At 71.0% G+C, this 15251-nt stretch carries 13 protein-coding genes and 1 tRNA gene; 10 read left to right on the top strand and 4 right to left on the bottom strand.

The features are described from left to right. On the bottom strand, nucleotides 1-613 hold a 613-nt coding region (locus tag AC07FN_RS20655), incomplete at its 3' end, for a DUF3662 domain-containing protein (RefSeq protein ID WP_478397065.1). Nucleotides 614-825: 212 nt separating this feature from the next. Between AC07FN_RS20655 and AC07FN_RS20650 the strand changes: the two genes are divergently transcribed. The 6 genes from AC07FN_RS20650 to AC07FN_RS20625 all read left to right on the top strand — a co-directional run bounded on the left by AC07FN_RS20650 (nucleotide 826) and on the right by AC07FN_RS20625 (nucleotide 5509). Beyond that, nucleotides 826-908 (top strand) — tRNA-Leu (locus AC07FN_RS20650). A 635-nt stretch (nucleotides 909-1543) separates the two neighbouring features. Next, complete coding sequence (locus AC07FN_RS20645; RefSeq protein ID WP_478397064.1) at nucleotides 1544-1990, top strand: HD domain-containing protein; 447 nt, start codon at nucleotides 1544-1546, stop codon at nucleotides 1988-1990. Nucleotides 1991-2008: 18 nt separating this feature from the next. Further along, nucleotides 2009-2776: a 3-oxoadipate enol-lactonase gene (gene pcaD, locus AC07FN_RS20640; RefSeq protein WP_478397063.1), complete on the top strand. Its 768-nt coding sequence runs from the start codon at nucleotides 2009-2011 to the stop codon at nucleotides 2774-2776. 210 nt (nucleotides 2777-2986) lie between these two features. Then, nucleotides 2987-3775: an IclR family transcriptional regulator gene (locus tag AC07FN_RS20635; protein WP_478397062.1), complete on the top strand. Its 789-nt coding sequence runs from the start codon at nucleotides 2987-2989 to the stop codon at nucleotides 3773-3775. A 289-nt stretch (nucleotides 3776-4064) separates the two neighbouring features. After that, nucleotides 4065-4697 carry a hypothetical protein gene (locus AC07FN_RS20630; RefSeq protein ID WP_207954119.1) on the top strand — a complete coding sequence of 211 codons (633 nt, stop codon included), beginning with the start codon at nucleotides 4065-4067 and terminating at the stop codon, nucleotides 4695-4697. A 155-nt stretch (nucleotides 4698-4852) separates the two neighbouring features. Then, nucleotides 4853-5509, top strand: coding sequence for an SDR family oxidoreductase (locus AC07FN_RS20625; RefSeq protein WP_478397061.1), 657 nt, complete (start codon nucleotides 4853-4855; stop codon nucleotides 5507-5509). A 59-nt stretch (nucleotides 5510-5568) separates the two neighbouring features. On the opposite strand, the gene AC07FN_RS20620 is transcribed toward AC07FN_RS20625, so the two are convergent. Then, nucleotides 5569-6879, bottom strand: coding sequence for a D-arabinono-1,4-lactone oxidase (locus AC07FN_RS20620; RefSeq protein WP_478397060.1), 1311 nt, complete (start codon nucleotides 6877-6879; stop codon nucleotides 5569-5571). 85 nt (nucleotides 6880-6964) lie between these two features. Here AC07FN_RS20620 and AC07FN_RS20615 point away from each other — a divergent pair, with 85 nt between their 5' ends. Further along, on the top strand, nucleotides 6965-8143 hold the full coding sequence (locus AC07FN_RS20615) for an amino acid deaminase/aldolase (RefSeq protein WP_478397059.1): 1179 nt from the start codon (nucleotides 6965-6967) through the stop codon (nucleotides 8141-8143). Here AC07FN_RS20615 and AC07FN_RS20610 read toward each other — a convergent pair. Further along, nucleotides 8113-8790: a TetR/AcrR family transcriptional regulator gene (locus AC07FN_RS20610; RefSeq protein WP_207954118.1), complete on the bottom strand. Its 678-nt coding sequence runs from the start codon at nucleotides 8788-8790 to the stop codon at nucleotides 8113-8115. The genes AC07FN_RS20615 and AC07FN_RS20610 overlap by 31 nt on opposite strands. Before the next feature lie 433 nt (nucleotides 8791-9223). Here AC07FN_RS20610 and AC07FN_RS20605 point away from each other — a divergent pair, with 433 nt between their 5' ends. Continuing rightward, nucleotides 9224-12697, top strand: a complete 3474-nt coding sequence (locus AC07FN_RS20605) for an L-tyrosine/L-tryptophan isonitrile synthase family protein (protein ID WP_478397058.1) — start codon at nucleotides 9224-9226, stop codon at nucleotides 12695-12697. 294 nt (nucleotides 12698-12991) lie between these two features. On the opposite strand, the gene AC07FN_RS20600 is transcribed toward AC07FN_RS20605, so the two are convergent. Then, entirely contained in the window at nucleotides 12992-13414 is a 423-nt protein-coding gene (locus AC07FN_RS20600) for a MarR family winged helix-turn-helix transcriptional regulator (RefSeq protein ID WP_478397057.1), read from the bottom strand. Between the two features lie 105 nt (nucleotides 13415-13519). Here AC07FN_RS20600 and AC07FN_RS20595 point away from each other — a divergent pair, with 105 nt between their 5' ends. Next, on the top strand, nucleotides 13520-13915 hold the full coding sequence (locus AC07FN_RS20595) for a RidA family protein (protein ID WP_478397056.1): 396 nt from the start codon (nucleotides 13520-13522) through the stop codon (nucleotides 13913-13915). A 26-nt stretch (nucleotides 13916-13941) separates the two neighbouring features. Further along, the gene (locus tag AC07FN_RS20590; protein WP_478397055.1) at nucleotides 13942-15033 is read left to right on the top strand and encodes an alkene reductase; all 1092 of its coding nucleotides are present in this window, start codon (nucleotides 13942-13944) and stop codon (nucleotides 15031-15033) included. The last annotated feature ends 218 nt before the right edge of the window (nucleotides 15034-15251 follow it).

Genomic DNA, 15251 nt, shown 5'->3' with positions numbered 1-15251 from the left:
CGTAGCCGCCCTGGTCGTAACCGGGCTGCTGCGGCTGCTGGCCGTAACCCTGGTCATAACCGGGCTGCTGCGGCTGCTGCTGCTGGCCGTAGCCGTAGTTGGGGTCTTGGCCTTGGCCGTAACCCTGGTCGTAGCCGTACTGCCCCTGCTGGTTGTACGGATCTCCCTGGGGGTAGTGGCCTGGTGGCTGGCTCATGGGTCGGTCTCCTGCGGTACGCGGTTGTGCCGGCCGTCGAGTCACGTCGGGGTCGACGGTCGAGCTGATTCGAAACTGTCCCGTGTGCAGCGTCTCAGAGCGCTCCAGGGAGACTACGACGTCACCATATGTGTCCCACCCCTGCTCGGTGAGATGCTCCTGAACGCAGTCGGCGAGGAGGTCGGTCACCCGGGCCTCATCACCGGTGAGCCGATCGTGGTCGGACGGGCTCAGTTGCACCACGTAGTGGTTGCAAGCGAGCAGCCGTCCCCCGGCGAGCTCCCGGACCTGCAGCTCGGCTTCCCGCTGCAGAGCCTGGGCGACCTCCTGAGGGACGACCTTTCCGCCGAACACGCGCGCAAAGCCGTTACCGACGATGCCTTCGAGTCGGCGCTCAAAGCGCTGCACGAGGCCCACGGCAAAATCCCTTCACGCGTACGACTCCTGGCGACCATCGTATCTGGGCCAACGGGTCAAGACACCGCCCTGTTCCCAACTCGTCCAACCCCCCGCCGAACCCCCTCGTCAGCCCGTGCTAATCTTCTTCTCGCCAACAGGGCAGCGGGAAGCGAAAGCAACCCCGGTGCCAAGGCCCGGAAGACAGCAAGGTAAGCTTCCAGGCAAGCCACGGGCGAGTGGCGGAATGGCAGACGCGCACGGTTCAGGTCCGTGTGTCCGAAAGGACGTGAGGGTTCAACTCCCTCCTCGCCCACTCGGAAGAGGCTCCCCGGCTCATGCTTCGCCGGGGGGCCTCTTCCTATATCTGTACGGGGGCCGAGCCCCCGTAGGCCCCCACGGTGCGGTGGGCGCTTTTCGTGCTGCTCCTCACCTCTCGAGCGTTCCCGGCCTGCTCAGCGACCAGCCTGTGGGGTACGTCGCTTCTTCCTTCTTCTCCTCCCCGTTCCTGCCGTCTCTCCTTACTCCTGGCTTTGTGCCTGGTCATTGCTTCTCTTCGTCGGTTCTCCGGGGTCGTTTCTTGCGACTTGGCCGCTCTGCCTTCCGTTCGCCGTGGCTTGGGGCCTCGGTCCTTCGGTCCTCGGGTGCGTGGTGACGGGCTTTGTGGCTCTTCTTTCTTTTCTTGGTGTTCTGCTGTTCTTGCTGGTCGGGGTCGTGCGTGTTTTGGGTTGCTATGGCGTCCCAAAGCGCTCACGGGCCCGTGACCAGCGGGAACCTCTGGTGCTTCGCTTGGGGTGTGGCGAAGGTCGCTTTTCCTGGTCGTTGTTGGGTTTTCGTTGGGCTGGGCCGCCTTATGCGTGTGGTTTGGGGTGTTTGGGGCTTTGATGCCGGGTTCTTCTTCAGCGGACAGCGAACAGGTTTCTCCTTCGCCGTCGGTTGTACGGTTTCGGTGTGATTGGTCCGGTTCTGGGGCTCGATGAGGTCGCTTCCATCGCCGCGCGCGCTCATCTCGGGCAGGTCGACAAGGCCGGGCGGCCATACGTCGAGCACCTGGCCGCCGTCGCTTCCGGGGTTCGGGAGCGGGGTGGCAGCGATGCGCAGGTCGCCGCCGCCTGGTTGCACGACGCCGTCGAGGACGACGCCCTCTCCGAGGAATGGTTGCTGGCCGCCGCGCTGCCGCCGGAGACCAAGGCGATCGTGCTGGCCGTGACGAAGCGGGCCGGTGAGGATCCCGCCGACTACGCCGCCCGGATCTTGGGAACTCCTGGAGCACTGCTGGTGAAGGAGGCCGATCTGGCGCACAACGCCGATCCCGCGCGGTTGGCCGTGCTGGACGCGGTGACGCGGGAGCGGCTTGAACGGAAATACGCGCGGATGCGGGCGCTGCTCGGGTTGTGAGCTGACAGGGGGACTTCCGTGACTCGGTGGGAACGACTCGGCCTGGAGTGGCGGGAGACCGGGCGTCCCGACGCTCCCGTTCTCGTGCTGTCCAACGCGCTCGGCTGCACCTGGGAGATGTGGGATCCGCAGCTCGACGCGCTCAACGGCGCGTACCGCGTGGTTCGGTACAACCAGCGCGGGCACGGCGAGTCCCCGGTGCTGCCCGGCCCCTACACGCTGGCCGAGCTCGGTGCGGACGTTCTCGCGCTGCTCGACCACCTGGCGGTGCCGCGGGCTTCGTTCATGGGTTCCTCGCTCGGCGGGATGGTCGGGTTGTGGCTGGGCGCGCACGCCGGCGACCGCATCGAGGCGTTGACCATCTGCTGCAGCTCCGCCTGGCTGGGGCAGGAGCAGGTCGAGCTCGACCGGGCCGCCGCCGCCCGCGAGCACGGCACCAACGAGCTGGTCTCGCCGACCATCGAGCGTTGGTTCACCCCGCACTTCCGCGAGTGCCATGCCGAAACCGCCATCTACTCCGCGATGATCGCCAGCATCGACGACGAGGCGTACGCGCTGTGCTCGGAGCTGATCGGTCGCGCCGACCTGCGCCCCGACCTGCCCGCCATCACCGCGCCGACGCTGGTCGTCGCCGGGGACGAAGATCCCGCCACGCCGCCGGAGCACGGCGCCGCGATCGTCGCCGGGATCGGCGCCAATGCCCGGCTGGAAGTGCTGCCGCACGCCGCGCACCTGGCCAACGTCGAACAGGCCGAGGCGTTCACCGCGCTGCTCGGCCTCGCCTGATGGCTGCTCCGATACCTCGTCGGTGCGCGGTAAAACAGATCTTGGCGACAGCCGCGGACTGTGCTGGGCTTGCGCATCGTCGGGGTCGACACTGGAGGCGGGCACGTGCATGCCCTCGCAGCGGCACAGCCGCTCAGCCCGCCCTCGCAGCTTGCTCCGCTACCGGCACCGCTACGCAGAACAGTTCAAGCACCTGCACGGGAGGAAGTCATGGCGGGCAACAGCCGGGATCCTGGCCGGTCGGTCACGGCTCGGGCGCTCAGCGTCCTCACCGCCTTCGACATCGACCACACCCGGCTCACCCTCACCGCCATCGCCCGGCGTGCGGAGATCCCGCTGGCCACGGCGCACCGGCTGGTCCGCGAGCTGGAGATGTGGGGTGCGCTGGAGCGCGACGGCGACGGCCGCTACGCGATAGGGCTGCGGCTGTGGGAGATCGGGCTGCTGGCGCCGGTGAACAGCCGGCTCCGCGAGATCGCCCTGCCGTACATGCAGGAGCTGTGCCAGAACACCCACGACAACGTCCACCTCGCGGTCCGCGACGGGCTGGAGGTCGTCTACGTCGAGAAGCTGACCACGCCGCGGGCCGTGCCGATCATCTCGCGCAGCGGCGGTCGGCTGCCGTTGCACTCGACCGGCGTCGGCAAGGTGCTCCTCGCCCATGCGCCGAGCACGGTGATGCACCACTACTGCGAACGCGGGCTGTCCCGTTACACCGCTTACACCATCACCGAGCCCGGTCGGCTGGGGCGCGAGCTGCAGACCGTGCGAAGCCGGGGATTCGCGCAGGCCAACGAGGAGATGACGCTCGGGAACTGCTCCGTCGCGGTCCCGGTGCACGACGCGGGCGGCACGGTCGTCGCGGCGCTCGGCGTGGTGGCGCACAGCGCCCGCGCGGAGGTTTCGAAGCTGGTCAAGCCGCTGCTGCCGGCCGCGGAGGGCATCCGCCAGCGGCTCGTCGAGCAGGAGCGGATCAACCTCGACCTGCTGTCGCACTGACCGCCCCGCCGGTGGTCGTTTTGCGGGGCCGGCCGTATTCGCCTCGGGTGGCCGCGGAAAACCCGATTGGCAGGTGCCGTACCGGCATCACCTGAATGGCGGCATCGCTGGGCTGAAGTCCTGATGTCATTCGTCGACCAGTCACCGACCGATGCCCGCCGCCGGTCGCAGGGACCCCCGTGAGCAGCGCAAAACCCGCTCCGAGCTGTTTAAGTCGGCAGTGGCCCCGTTGTCGGAGGCCGCGGAGTGCAAGCGCAGTGCATGAGGGAGGCGGAACGCCGTGACCGGAATGCCGGGACGTGCATGGACCGAGGACGAGCTCCGAGCCTGCTCGACGACGCAGCTTCGGTCCCCGCTGGGGCTCGCCGCCTCCATGGGCCGGCTCGCCCAGCGGTCGGTGGACACGTTGGGTTGGGCGGGCAGCGTGCTGCCGCCCGTGAAGCTGCTCGGGCGGCAGATCATCGCGACCGCCGAGCTGCTCCCCGACGCGCACGCCGAACGCCTGTGCTTCGGCAGCGGTCCGGTGCTGGACCGCGCTGAGATCGCCACCTGGGTGTGGCCGGAGATGGACGGGCGCGTGCCGCCGCCCGCGGCCCGGGTCACCGGCGTCCTCGCCCCGGCCCGGCACTGGCGCAGCGCGCTGACCGCCGCGGTGCCGTTCGCCCGGTTCGCCAGCGCCGCCATCGTGGTGCCGCGCAACGTCGCGGTGGCCCCGGACTTCGCCTCGACCTGCCTGATCCGCGCCCGCCAGTTCGGCATCGCGGTGCTCAGCGCCGACGGCGACGACGTGCAGGTGGAGCTGGACGGGCGGTGCTTCGACGACGCCCCGCCGGTCGAGCACACCGCGGTGTCCCGCTGGGTGAACGAGGTCGTCTACCAGCAGCTGCTCGCGACGGAGGCCCCCGCCCCGTCGCGCCGCTGAACCCCGAAGCCAGCCCCTGGGGTCTGGTCGTGAGTGCGCAGCGCAATCGGGCGCGCCACCCGGCTGCGCACTCACGACCGACGGGGCGAGTTGTCCACAGCCTGTGGTGAGTTGTCCACAGGCTGTGCGGGCGCATGTGCCCTAGGTTGGGCGGCATGCGAATCGTGATTGCCGGGGCGCACGGGAAGATCGCGCGGCACCTGGGGGCGATGCTCGTCGAGCGCGGTGACGCCGTGCTCGGGCTGATCCGCAACCCCGACCACGCCGACGACCTCCGCGCCGATGGGGTGCAGCCGCAGCTGGCCGATCTGGAGCGGCTCGACGCCGATGCGCTCGCCGCTCTGCTGTCCGATGTGGACGCCGCGGTGTTCGCCGCCGGGGCCGGTCCGGGCAGCGGCGAGTCGCGGAAGGACACCGTGGACCGCGCGGCCTCCGCGCTGCTGGCGGACGCCTGCGAGCGGGCCGGAGTTCGCCGATTCCTGCAGGTCAGCTCGATGGGAACGACGCGCCCGAACCCGCCGGACGTGGACCCGGTGTTCGGCGCGTACCTGGACGCCAAGCGCGCGGCGGAGCAGGACCTCCGGCCGCGATCGCTGGACTGGACGATCCTGCGGCCGGGTCGCCTGACCGACGACCCGCCGACCGGGCGCGTCGCGCTGGCGGCATCGGTCGACCGGGCCGAGGTGACCCGCGCGGACGTCGCCGCGGTGCTGCTGGCCTTGCTCGACCAGCCCGCCGCGGCGAGGCGTGCCCTGGAGCTCGTCAACGGCGAGACCCCGATCCCCGAGGCCGTCCGCGCGGCCCTCCGCTGACCCGTAGGCCGCAATTTCAATGGAAATCGGACCTCTGATTTCCATTGAAATTGCGGGAGTTATCCACAGGCGTCGAGGACCCGGTCCAGGTAGGTGTTCCGGAAGACCCCGGTGGGGTCGACCTCGGCGCGCACCCGGCGGAAGTCGTCGAACCGCGGGTAGCGCTCGCGCAGCGCCGCGGCGTCGAGCCGGTGCATCTTGCCCCAGTGCGGCCGTCCGCCGTGCGCACCGGCGATGTCCTCGAACGCGTCGAACCAGTGCCGGTGCGGCATGCCCCGGAACTGGTGGATCGCGATGTAGGCCGACGGCCGCTGGTACGCGGTCGACAGCCACACGTCGTCGGCGGCCGCGACCCGCACCTCCACCGGGAACATCACCGGATCGTCGAGCCGGCCGACCGCGGCCCGCAGCTCCTGGAGCACGTCGCGCAGCGCCTCCCGCGGCACGGCGTACTCGCATTCGACGAACCGGACGTTGCGCTGCGTCGTGAAGACCCGGTGCGAGCTGTCGCTGTAGGAACGCGCGGACCAGGTCGCGGCGCAGAACCGGTTGAGCGGCCGCACCGATGCGGGCACCGCGCGCCCCAGCCGGCAGACCGCGCCGAACAGCCGGTTCTCCAGCACCTCGTACTCCAGGAAGTGCCGGAGCGGGTGCAGCGGCCGCGGCGATTGCCCGGCGGGCAGCCGGTTGTTCCGCTTGACCAGCGTGTTCGAGGCGTGCGGGAACCAGTAGAACTCGACGTGGTCGTTGTCGTCGGCGAGCTGGTCGAAGCCGTCCAGCACGTCGTCCAGCCGCGCCGGTCGTTCCTCGGCGACCAGCGAGAACGCCGGCACGCAGCGCAGCGTCACGGTCGTGATCACGCCGAGCGCGCCGAGCCCGAGCCGGGCGGCGGCGAACAGCTCCGGGTTCTCCGCGGCCGAGCAGCGCTTCTCGGTGCCGTCTGCGAGCAGCAGTTCCAGCTCTGCGACCTGGGTCGCCAGGCCGCCGAGCCCGGCGCCGGTGCCGTGGGTGCCGGTCGAGATGGCGCCCGCGATGGTCTGCCGGTCGATGTCGCCGAGGTTCGCCATCGCCAGGCCGAGCCCGTCGAGCTCGGCGTTGAGGCGGTGCAGCGGCGTGCCGGCGCGCACCTTGACCAGCCCGGTGTGCGGATCGGCGTGCACGATCCCGGACCAGTGCGAGAGATCCAGGGCGCAGCCGGTGTCCGGCGAGCCGATGCCGGAGAACGAGTGGCCGGTCCCCAGCGGCCGGACGGTGCCGCCGCCGCGGGCCGCGTCGCGGATCGCCGCCGCGGCCTCGTCGGTGTCGCGCGGCGCCACCAAGGCGCTGGGCGTGGCGGTGGCAGTGCCCGCCCAGTTGGTCCAACGCTGCATCGCCAACCCTCCTTCGGGTGCCATCGCGGAGAAATTATGTGAAGGAGATTCACATAACAAGAGTTTTCGGCCTACTGTTGTCCCCGTGCGCCGGTTCGACGAGATCACCAGCGAGCTCGACCCCCCGTTCGCGGTGGTCGACCTCGACGCGTTCGACCACAACGCCGCCGACCTGGTGCGGCGGGCCGCCGGGCGGCCGATCCGGGTGGCGACGAAGTCGGTGCGCTGCCGCGAGCTCCTGCACCGGGTGCTGCAGGTCCCGGGCTACGCCGGGCTGATGTGCTACAGCCTCGCCGAGGCGATCTGGCTGCACCGCGAAGGACTCAGCGACGACGTCCTCGTCGCCTACCCGACCGTCGACCGCTCGGCGCTGCGCGACCTCGCGGCCGACCCGGCCGCCGCCGCGTCGATCTCGCTCATGGTCGACTCCGTCGACCACCTCGACCTCATCGACGCGACGCTCGGCCCCGACCGGCCCGCCATCCGGCTCTGCCTGGAGGTCGACGCGGCCTGGCGGCCGCTGCCCGGTCTGCACGTCGGCACCCGGCGCTCCCCGGTGCACACCGTCGCGCAGACTCGCCGGATCGCCGAGTCGGTGTTGCGCCGCAAGGGTTTTCGCCTGGTCGGGCTGATGGCGTACGAGGGCCAGATCGCGGGGCTCGGCGACGCGCCGCACGGCAAGCCGATGAAGGCCGCCGCGCTGCGCTGGATGCAGCGCCGGTCGGCCGCCGAGCTCGCCGAACGCCGGGCCGCCGTGGTGCGCGCGGTGCAGGCGTTGACCCCGCTGGAGTTCGTCAACGGCGGTGGCACCGGCAGCCTGGAGGGCACCGCCGCGGAACGAGCCGTCACCGAGGTCGCCGCCGGCTCCGGGCTGATCGGCCCGACGCTGTTCGACGGCTACCGCTCCTTCCGCCCGCGGCCTGCGGTGTTCTACGCGTTGCCCGTCGTGCACCGCCCCACCGCGCGGATCGCGACGTTGTTCGGCGGCGGCTACCTCGCTTCCGGGCCGGTCGGGGCCGACCGGGTGCCCGTGCCGCACTCGCCGGGCGGCCTGCGGCTGCTCGCGACCGAAGGCGCCGGCGAGGTGCAGACGCCCGTGGCCGGGGCGGCGGCCGGGCGGCTCCGGCTCGGCGACCGGGTGTGGTTCCGGCACGCGAAGGCGGGCGAGCCCGCCGAGCGGTTCGCGCACTACCACCTGGTGGCGGCCGACCGGCTGACCGCCACCGTGCCGACCTACCGCGGCGAAGGCAGATCCTTCGGCTGATCCTCGGGCATCCGGTTGGACAGGTAGCCGCGCACCAGTTCCTTCGCCTCCGCGACGAGCGTCGGCTCGCCGGCGGGATCGCGCCGGAAAGCCAGGTGCAGCACCGCATCCGCCGCCTCGACCGCGACCGCCAGCGGCAGCAGCAGGTCCGCCGGGTCGAGCCTGAACTCCTCGGCGATCAGCCCGGTCAGCTTCTCCGCGATCACCGCGTTGTTGTCCTTGCTCGGATCCAGCAGCCGCAGGTCCACCACGTCGCCGAAGTGCAGCCGGCTGAACGCCGGGACCTCCCGGTGCATCGTCAGGTAGACGTCGAAGACGGCGTCCACCGCGTCCCACCAGTGCGCCAGCTCCAGCTGGTCGAACCGGGCCGACACGGTGCGCACGAAGCGGTCCAGGTTGCGCAGCGTGAGTTCCTGGACCACGGCGCGCTTGTCCGGGAAGAACTGGTAGAGCGAGCCGACCGCGACGCCGGCCCGCTCGGCGATGAGCGTGGTGGTTAAACCGTCATAGCCCACCTCGTCGATCAGCTCGGCGCAGGCCGAGAGCATCTTCTCCACACGTTGTGCGCTGCGTTGCTGGACCGGCTTCCGGCGCAACGGGGCTACTTCGGCAGGCAAGGCGACTCCTTGATCATGTTCACTGACCATCTTGCCGACCACGACCATGATTCTCTTTCAGGGGAGCCCTGGGGGAGATGGTTGCCGAGTTCGACTCGGCGGTCTGGTTCACCGGCTGGTTCCGGGTGTTTCTCCCGGTGCCGGCGATGTCCACAGTTTCCCGGCCCGCGGGCGGTCGTGCGCTCCGGACATGCCGGGGACGGTATCAGTCGTTTGGGTGATTTCTTTGTTGATGGCTTGACCAGACCCTGTTGGTTGGTCATCGGGTGCTTTCTGGGCGGGTCTCTGACCTGCGGATCTTGTCGCGTTACACCGTTGGCATATGCAGTGAGTCATGTTGTCAGCGCACAAGGTCGCTATCTAGTGTGATCCGAGCCGTCATTCTCAGTGACAGAAAGGTCATCGTGGGTTACTGCCCGGCCGCCCCTCGTTTTCCCGCCGTGCCACGTGCTCTGCTTGCCAGGTGGACATCGACTGGGGGAAGAACCTGGTGCGGTGGCACACCTGCCGCCGGTACCCGTGCCTGTTCGGCTGCCACGCGCGCGACGCGCACCGCAGCCCCGTGACCGCGCGACTGTCCCCGGAGCTCGCCGCACCGGCGAGCCCGCCCGCCACGGCCGCGGACGTGCCGCCCGGGCTGTGGCACCCGCTGACCATCCCGGCCGCGAACGACCTCCTCTCCGCCGGTGGCTACGGCCTGCGGGTCGAGCGCTCGGCCGGGGGATCGCTGCAGCTCAGCGGCGCCGGGGCCGGGGCGGGGCTGCCGCTGGGGCACGATCCGAACTGGTCCGATCTCTACCGCGCGCTGGTCCGGCTGCGCCGCACCCGCCGGGTGTTCGACCCGGCGTGGCTGCACCGGCTGACCCGGTCGCTGGCCGCGGACCGCGACACCGGTGGTTCGGTGCCGCTGCCCGCCGACCGCGCGGACCTGCTGACCTCGACCCGGCACCAGCTCGCCGAGGACTGCTTCGCCGCGGTGCTCGGTCCCAACCGCAGCGTGCCGTTCCCCGCCGAGCGGATCACCGTCAGCGGGCCGGAGCGCACCGTGCAGCTGCAGGCCGCCGGTCCCCGCGAGCGCGCCCTGCGCCAACTGCGCGGCTGGGAGCGGCTGTCGTCCATTGTGGAATCCGATCCGGACCTGCGGATGCACTGCGCCACCCAGCCGGTGCCCGCGGTCGTGGTGGACACCGGCACCGGCTCGGCCGCGCTGACCCGCATCGCCGAGCCCGCGCCCGCCCATCCGACGCACCCCGGCGGCACCATCGCGACCGACCTGGCCACGCTGCTGCAACCGGTGGACGACGGCACCCCCGGTCTGCTGCGCGTGGTGCTGGACAACCGCTTCGAGCGGCGCGAGGACGAACTCGAGTACTTCCTGGAGCACTTCGTCCGCCCGCTGCTGCGCACCTTCCGGCTGGCCCTGGACGTGCACGGGATCGGGCTGTTCGCCCTGGGCGGCGGCGGAATCGCCTTCGAGCTCTCGCCGGAGCTGCAGGCCACCGGCCGGATCGTGGTGACCGACTACCTGCGGGTGAGCCACGAGCCGACCCGCGCCGAGGTGTCGGCGGGAGCGCGCGCGCTGGTGGAGACCCTCGACGAGCTCAGCGCCGGGTTCAGCCGCCTCGAATCCGCGCGGCGGGAGAGCCGGGTGCGGCGGGCCGTCGACCGGGTGATCGCCGAGGAACTGCGCTTCCTGGGGCCGCGCACCGCGGAGCTGCTCTCCGGCGAACAGCCGCTGCAGTGCTACGTCCACACCGTGCCGGAAGCGCAGGACGAGGTGCTGAAATCGGTGCTGGACCGGGTCCAGCAGCGCACCCGCCGGCGCCGCTGGGACGACCGGCTGCCGCAGCCCGCGGTTGTGATCGACGTCGACCTGTGCGGGCTCGTGCCGCTGCAGCGGATCCTGGACGCCGCTCGCTCGGTCTCGGGGCCTCGGCCGGGCGCGCCGGGCGGCATCCTGGAGCTGGCCGGCCCCGGCACGCTGCCGCTGCTGCCGACCCACGCGGCCGCCACCTGGCAGAACTTCGTCTCCCACAGCGGGCTGCGCGAGCGCTACCCGTCCGTCGACTGGGAAGAGGTGCGCGCCGACTTCACCCGCTCGTTCCTGGCCCGGCCGCGGGAGAAGCTGCGCACCGACAGCGTGAACGCCGGGCTGGCCCGGTTCGTCTGGGACGTGCAGGACGCCGGCGGGCGGGTGGTGTTCTGCACCGGTCGGCGCGAGCGGTTCCGCGAGCACACCGAGGAGGTGCTGGCTGCCGCCGGGGTGCCGGGCGCGACGCTGCTGTGCCTGTCCGAGGACGGCGGCCGCCCGCGTACGGAGCTGAAGGTGGAGAAGCTCCGCGAGCTCGGCGATGTCGACGTGGTGGCGGTCTTCGACGACGAGCTGGCGAACCGCATCGCCGTGACCAAGGAGTTCGGCGGGGCCCTTCCGGTCGCCGTCGAGATCCCCGGCCTGGCCGCCGAACGACTCCCGACGCAGCCGGTGGCCGATGCCGCCGCGGTGATCGCCACCTTCGAGACCACGCCGCGGCCCGGCACGCGCAGCGGTCAGCGGCTGTCCAACACGCATTCGCTGGAAGAACTGCAGATCGGCGCGTTGCGCAAGAACCGCCAGGCGCAGCGCTGGGCCGTGCACCTGACCGAACAGGAATCGCTGTCCATCGTGGACTCGGTGGTGGCCGACGCGGACCGGGCGGCGGCGCGGACCGGGCGCAGCGCGGTCGCGAAGTTCGGCATCGACGAGCGCAGCGAACCCGAGCAGGTGCTGGCGGCGCTGCACCACGTGTTCACCCGCAAGCAGTTCATCAAGGGCTCCCGCGCCAACTACCAACCCGCCGACCTGCGGCGCGACGCCGAACCGTTCGTGCGCCGCGGCGAGCCCATCGAGGTGGTGCTGCTCGGCTTCCCGGTCAAGCAGTGCCTGAACCGGCTCAAGGCCGGCGGCCCGCTGCCGGACTTCGCCGAACTCGGTGCCATGGCGCGGCTTCGGGAGCTCCAGCAGGCGGTCAGCGCGGTGCACCGGCCCGGCCTGCACTTCAACATCCTCACCGACGGCAGGCACTTCCGGAGCCGCCCGCACGCGATCACCGACGCGTACCAGAAGAAGCTGCGCGAGTACGTCGACCTGGTCGGCATCGGCGACCGGACCACCGTCGAGGAGATCGACGCGGTCGCCGAGCAGCGGCTCGGCTTACCCGGGCTGAAGGCCGAGCACACGTCGCGGGTCGCCCGCTACCGCCGGCTGCTCGCGGAGTCGCTGAGGTCCTTCGACATCACCGACAACCCGCTGCGGACGCTGGAGCTGGTGCACCTGCGCACCGCCGAAATGGGCGAGTTCGCGCCGCACGTCATCGGGCTGTTCCGGGAAATCCTGATGTCGCTGGTGTATTCGGTGCCGGTCGTGGTGCCCGCGGGCACGGACCGGCTGGAGTGGTCCACGGCGGTCTACGCGGACATCTACAACGTGACCGACCAGACCGTGTCGGCCGAGGTGCGCCAGGCGCGCTGCGCGGTGCTGCGCCGGGCTTGGCACACGGTGCTCCGCTACATGGCGACGATGCAGGTCGACGAGGAGTTCGGCTACGAGCGGATGTTCCCGAACCGGGTGCGGCTGACGCTCAGCGCGGTCCGCAAAGGCTGCCTCGGGTTCACCTACCTCGGCGGCTCCGGCCTGCTGCCCTGGCAGGGCACCGGGGTGCTCGACGACCGCGGCAACGTGGCGGTGGACTTCGCGATCTCGCTGCTGGACCAGGGCTTCGTGCCGGTGTACTCGCCGCTGCTCGGCCCCCGCCAGCCGTGGCTGATGGTCCCGTCCCAGCGAACCCACCTGACGGGCGCGATCGGCGCGGCGGTCCCGGCCCCGAGGGGATCGCGGACCCCGCCGGGGATCCGGCTCGACCCGGACTTCGCGGCCAGGGCCCGCCTCCGCCGGAAGTAGCGGCCCAGTGTCGCTGTAGCGGCTGTCCGCGAACCCCCAGGCAGTGGTGAGTCGCCGTTGGCTGGTGGAGTCAACGGCCTGTTCGCCTCGACAGGCGAGGTGAACGGTCCGTTCGCTGCAGCTGTCCGGCATCGGCTGGTGTGGGGTGAACGGCCCGTCTGTTCCGATAGGCGAGGTGAACAGGCCGTTCGCCTCGCCACTTCGAAGCCACCAGCCGATCTGCCGCGACCACATCCAGAACAGCCTCTGCAGCGGCAAGGAGTGCGCGCCGGTTGCTGCGCCGGGTGGAACGTCCTACCCGCGGAGTGCCTTGACCGTGGTGGCCAGGTCGGGGTCGGCGGCGGCGCGGTCCAGCGCGGCGGCCAGTGCCGCCAGGTAGGTGGGCTGGGCCGCCGCGTGCAGTTCGCGTCCGGCTTCGGTGATGACGCTGTAGACGCCGCGGCGGTCGGCCGGGCAGTGGTCGCGGACCGTGAACCCGGCTGATTCCAGCCTGGCGACCAGGCGGCTCGCCGAACTCTGGTTCAGCCCGACGGCGTCGGCTAGCTCCTGCATCCGCAGCTCGCCCTGGTCCGCGTCGGCCAGGTGGCACAGCGCCCGGTACTCCGACAGGCCCAACCGGTGCTTGCGCTGCATGGCCTTGGCCAGCTCGCTCTCCACCCGGCCGGACAACGTGACGACCCGGCTCCACAGCTGATCGTCCGCAGCGGGCTCGGCCATCGGGTCTCCCAGGTGTCGCGGCGGTCGTGGTTGACATCAAGGTACATGAATGCTCAAAATATGCATGCACATACAAATACTGAGCATGAAACTTGGAGGACGGCCATGACCGCCACCGACATCGAGCGCATCGCCACCGATCCCGACTGGTACGAGCCGTACCGGATCTCGCAGGCGATCAAGGCCGGTGGGTTCATCCACGTCTCCGGTCAGGCGGGCATCGACGAACGCGGCCGCACCGTCGGCGGCGACTTCAAGACCCAGGGCAGGCAGGCGTTCGCCAACATCGAGCGGGTACTCGCCGCGGCCGGGGCCACCCTCGCCGACGTCGTCAAGGTGACCATCCTCGTCCGGGACATGGCCGCGAACCTGCCGGCGGTCATCGAGCTGCGCGAAGAATTCCTCGCCGAGCCGTACCCCGCCGACACGCTGCTGGAAGTGTCCTCGCTGGCCCGACCGGACTGGCAGATCGAGATCGACGCGATCGCCCTCGCCCGCTGACCGCACCGGAACTCCAGGAGCCACCCATGACCACGATCGAGACCACCGGTCCGCTGCTGCAGCCGTACCGCGGCGCGCGCCTGAGCCTGCCCAACCGGATCGCGATGGCCCCGATGACCAGGGGACGCGCCGACGACCGCACCGGAGTGCCCGCCGCGATCACTGGTGACTACTACGCCCAGCGCGCCGCCGCCGGGCTGATCGTCAGCGAGGGGATCTGGCCGAACCGGCTCGGCAAGGGCGGGCCCGGGATCCCCGGCCTGGTCACCGATGAGCAGGTCGCCGGCTGGCGGCACGTCACAGATGCCGTGCACGCCGGCGGCGGCCGGATCTTCGCCCAGCTGTGGCACGTCGGCCGGATGAGCCATCCGAGGACGCTCGGCGAGCTCCCCGTCGCGCCGTCGGCCCGCGCGGTCTCCGGCACGATCTTCACCGCCGACGGCCTGCTCGACCACGTCACGCCGCGGGCCATGACCACCGCCGAGGTCGACGCCACGATCCGGGACTTCGGCGTGGCGGCGAGGAACGCGATCCGGGCGGGCTTCGACGGCGTGGAACTGCACGGCGCCAACGGCTACCTGATCCAGCAGTTCCTCGCGGAGAACACCAACGTGCGCGGCGACGGCTACGGGGGTTCCCGCAGCGGCCGGTTGCGGCTGGCGGTGGAGGCGGTCGAAGCGGTGGCCGCCGAGGTCGGCGCCGACCGCGTCGGACTGCGGATCTCGCCGGACAACCCCGAGAACGACATCGCCGAGCAGGATCCGCAAGGCACCTACCGGGCCCTGGTCGACGCCGTCGAACCGCTCGGGCTCGCCTACCTGCACATCGTGGAACGCGGGAACTACCCGGCGCTGGCGGATCTGCGGCCCCGGTGGGCGGGAACGCTGATCGCGAACTTCAACGGCCCCGAACCGACCACCCGGCAAGCCGGGGAACGCGTCCTGCGATCCGGTCTCGCCGACGTGATGTCCTACGGCCGGTTGTTCATCAGCAACCCCGACCTGCCGATCAGGTTCGCAGGCGGCCACCCGCTCGCACCGGTGGACGCCGACCACATCTACGGCGGCGGCGAGCGGGGCTACACCGACTACCCGGCGGTCGAGGCCCGCCTCCGCTGAGAGACTCGTGCGCACTTCTTGTCGCCATAGCAGCAAGAAGTGCGCACGGGTCGGTCGTGCGGACGTGGAAAGGCCCTGGGCTCGGTCGGGGAATCGAGCTCCAGGGCCTTTCCAGACTCCGGGGCCGTCCGGGGAAACGGCGTGACCGGAGTGGTTGGAGTTCCGCGGACCGGCACCGGTCGGGGGGAGGGGAGTGCGTCAGCACCGGCCCGCGGAAA

This window comes from Saccharopolyspora sp. NPDC045941 (genome assembly GCF_056431445.1).
Note: the sequence above shows the minus strand (reverse complement) of the source record. Positions and strands in the feature narration are given on the sequence as shown.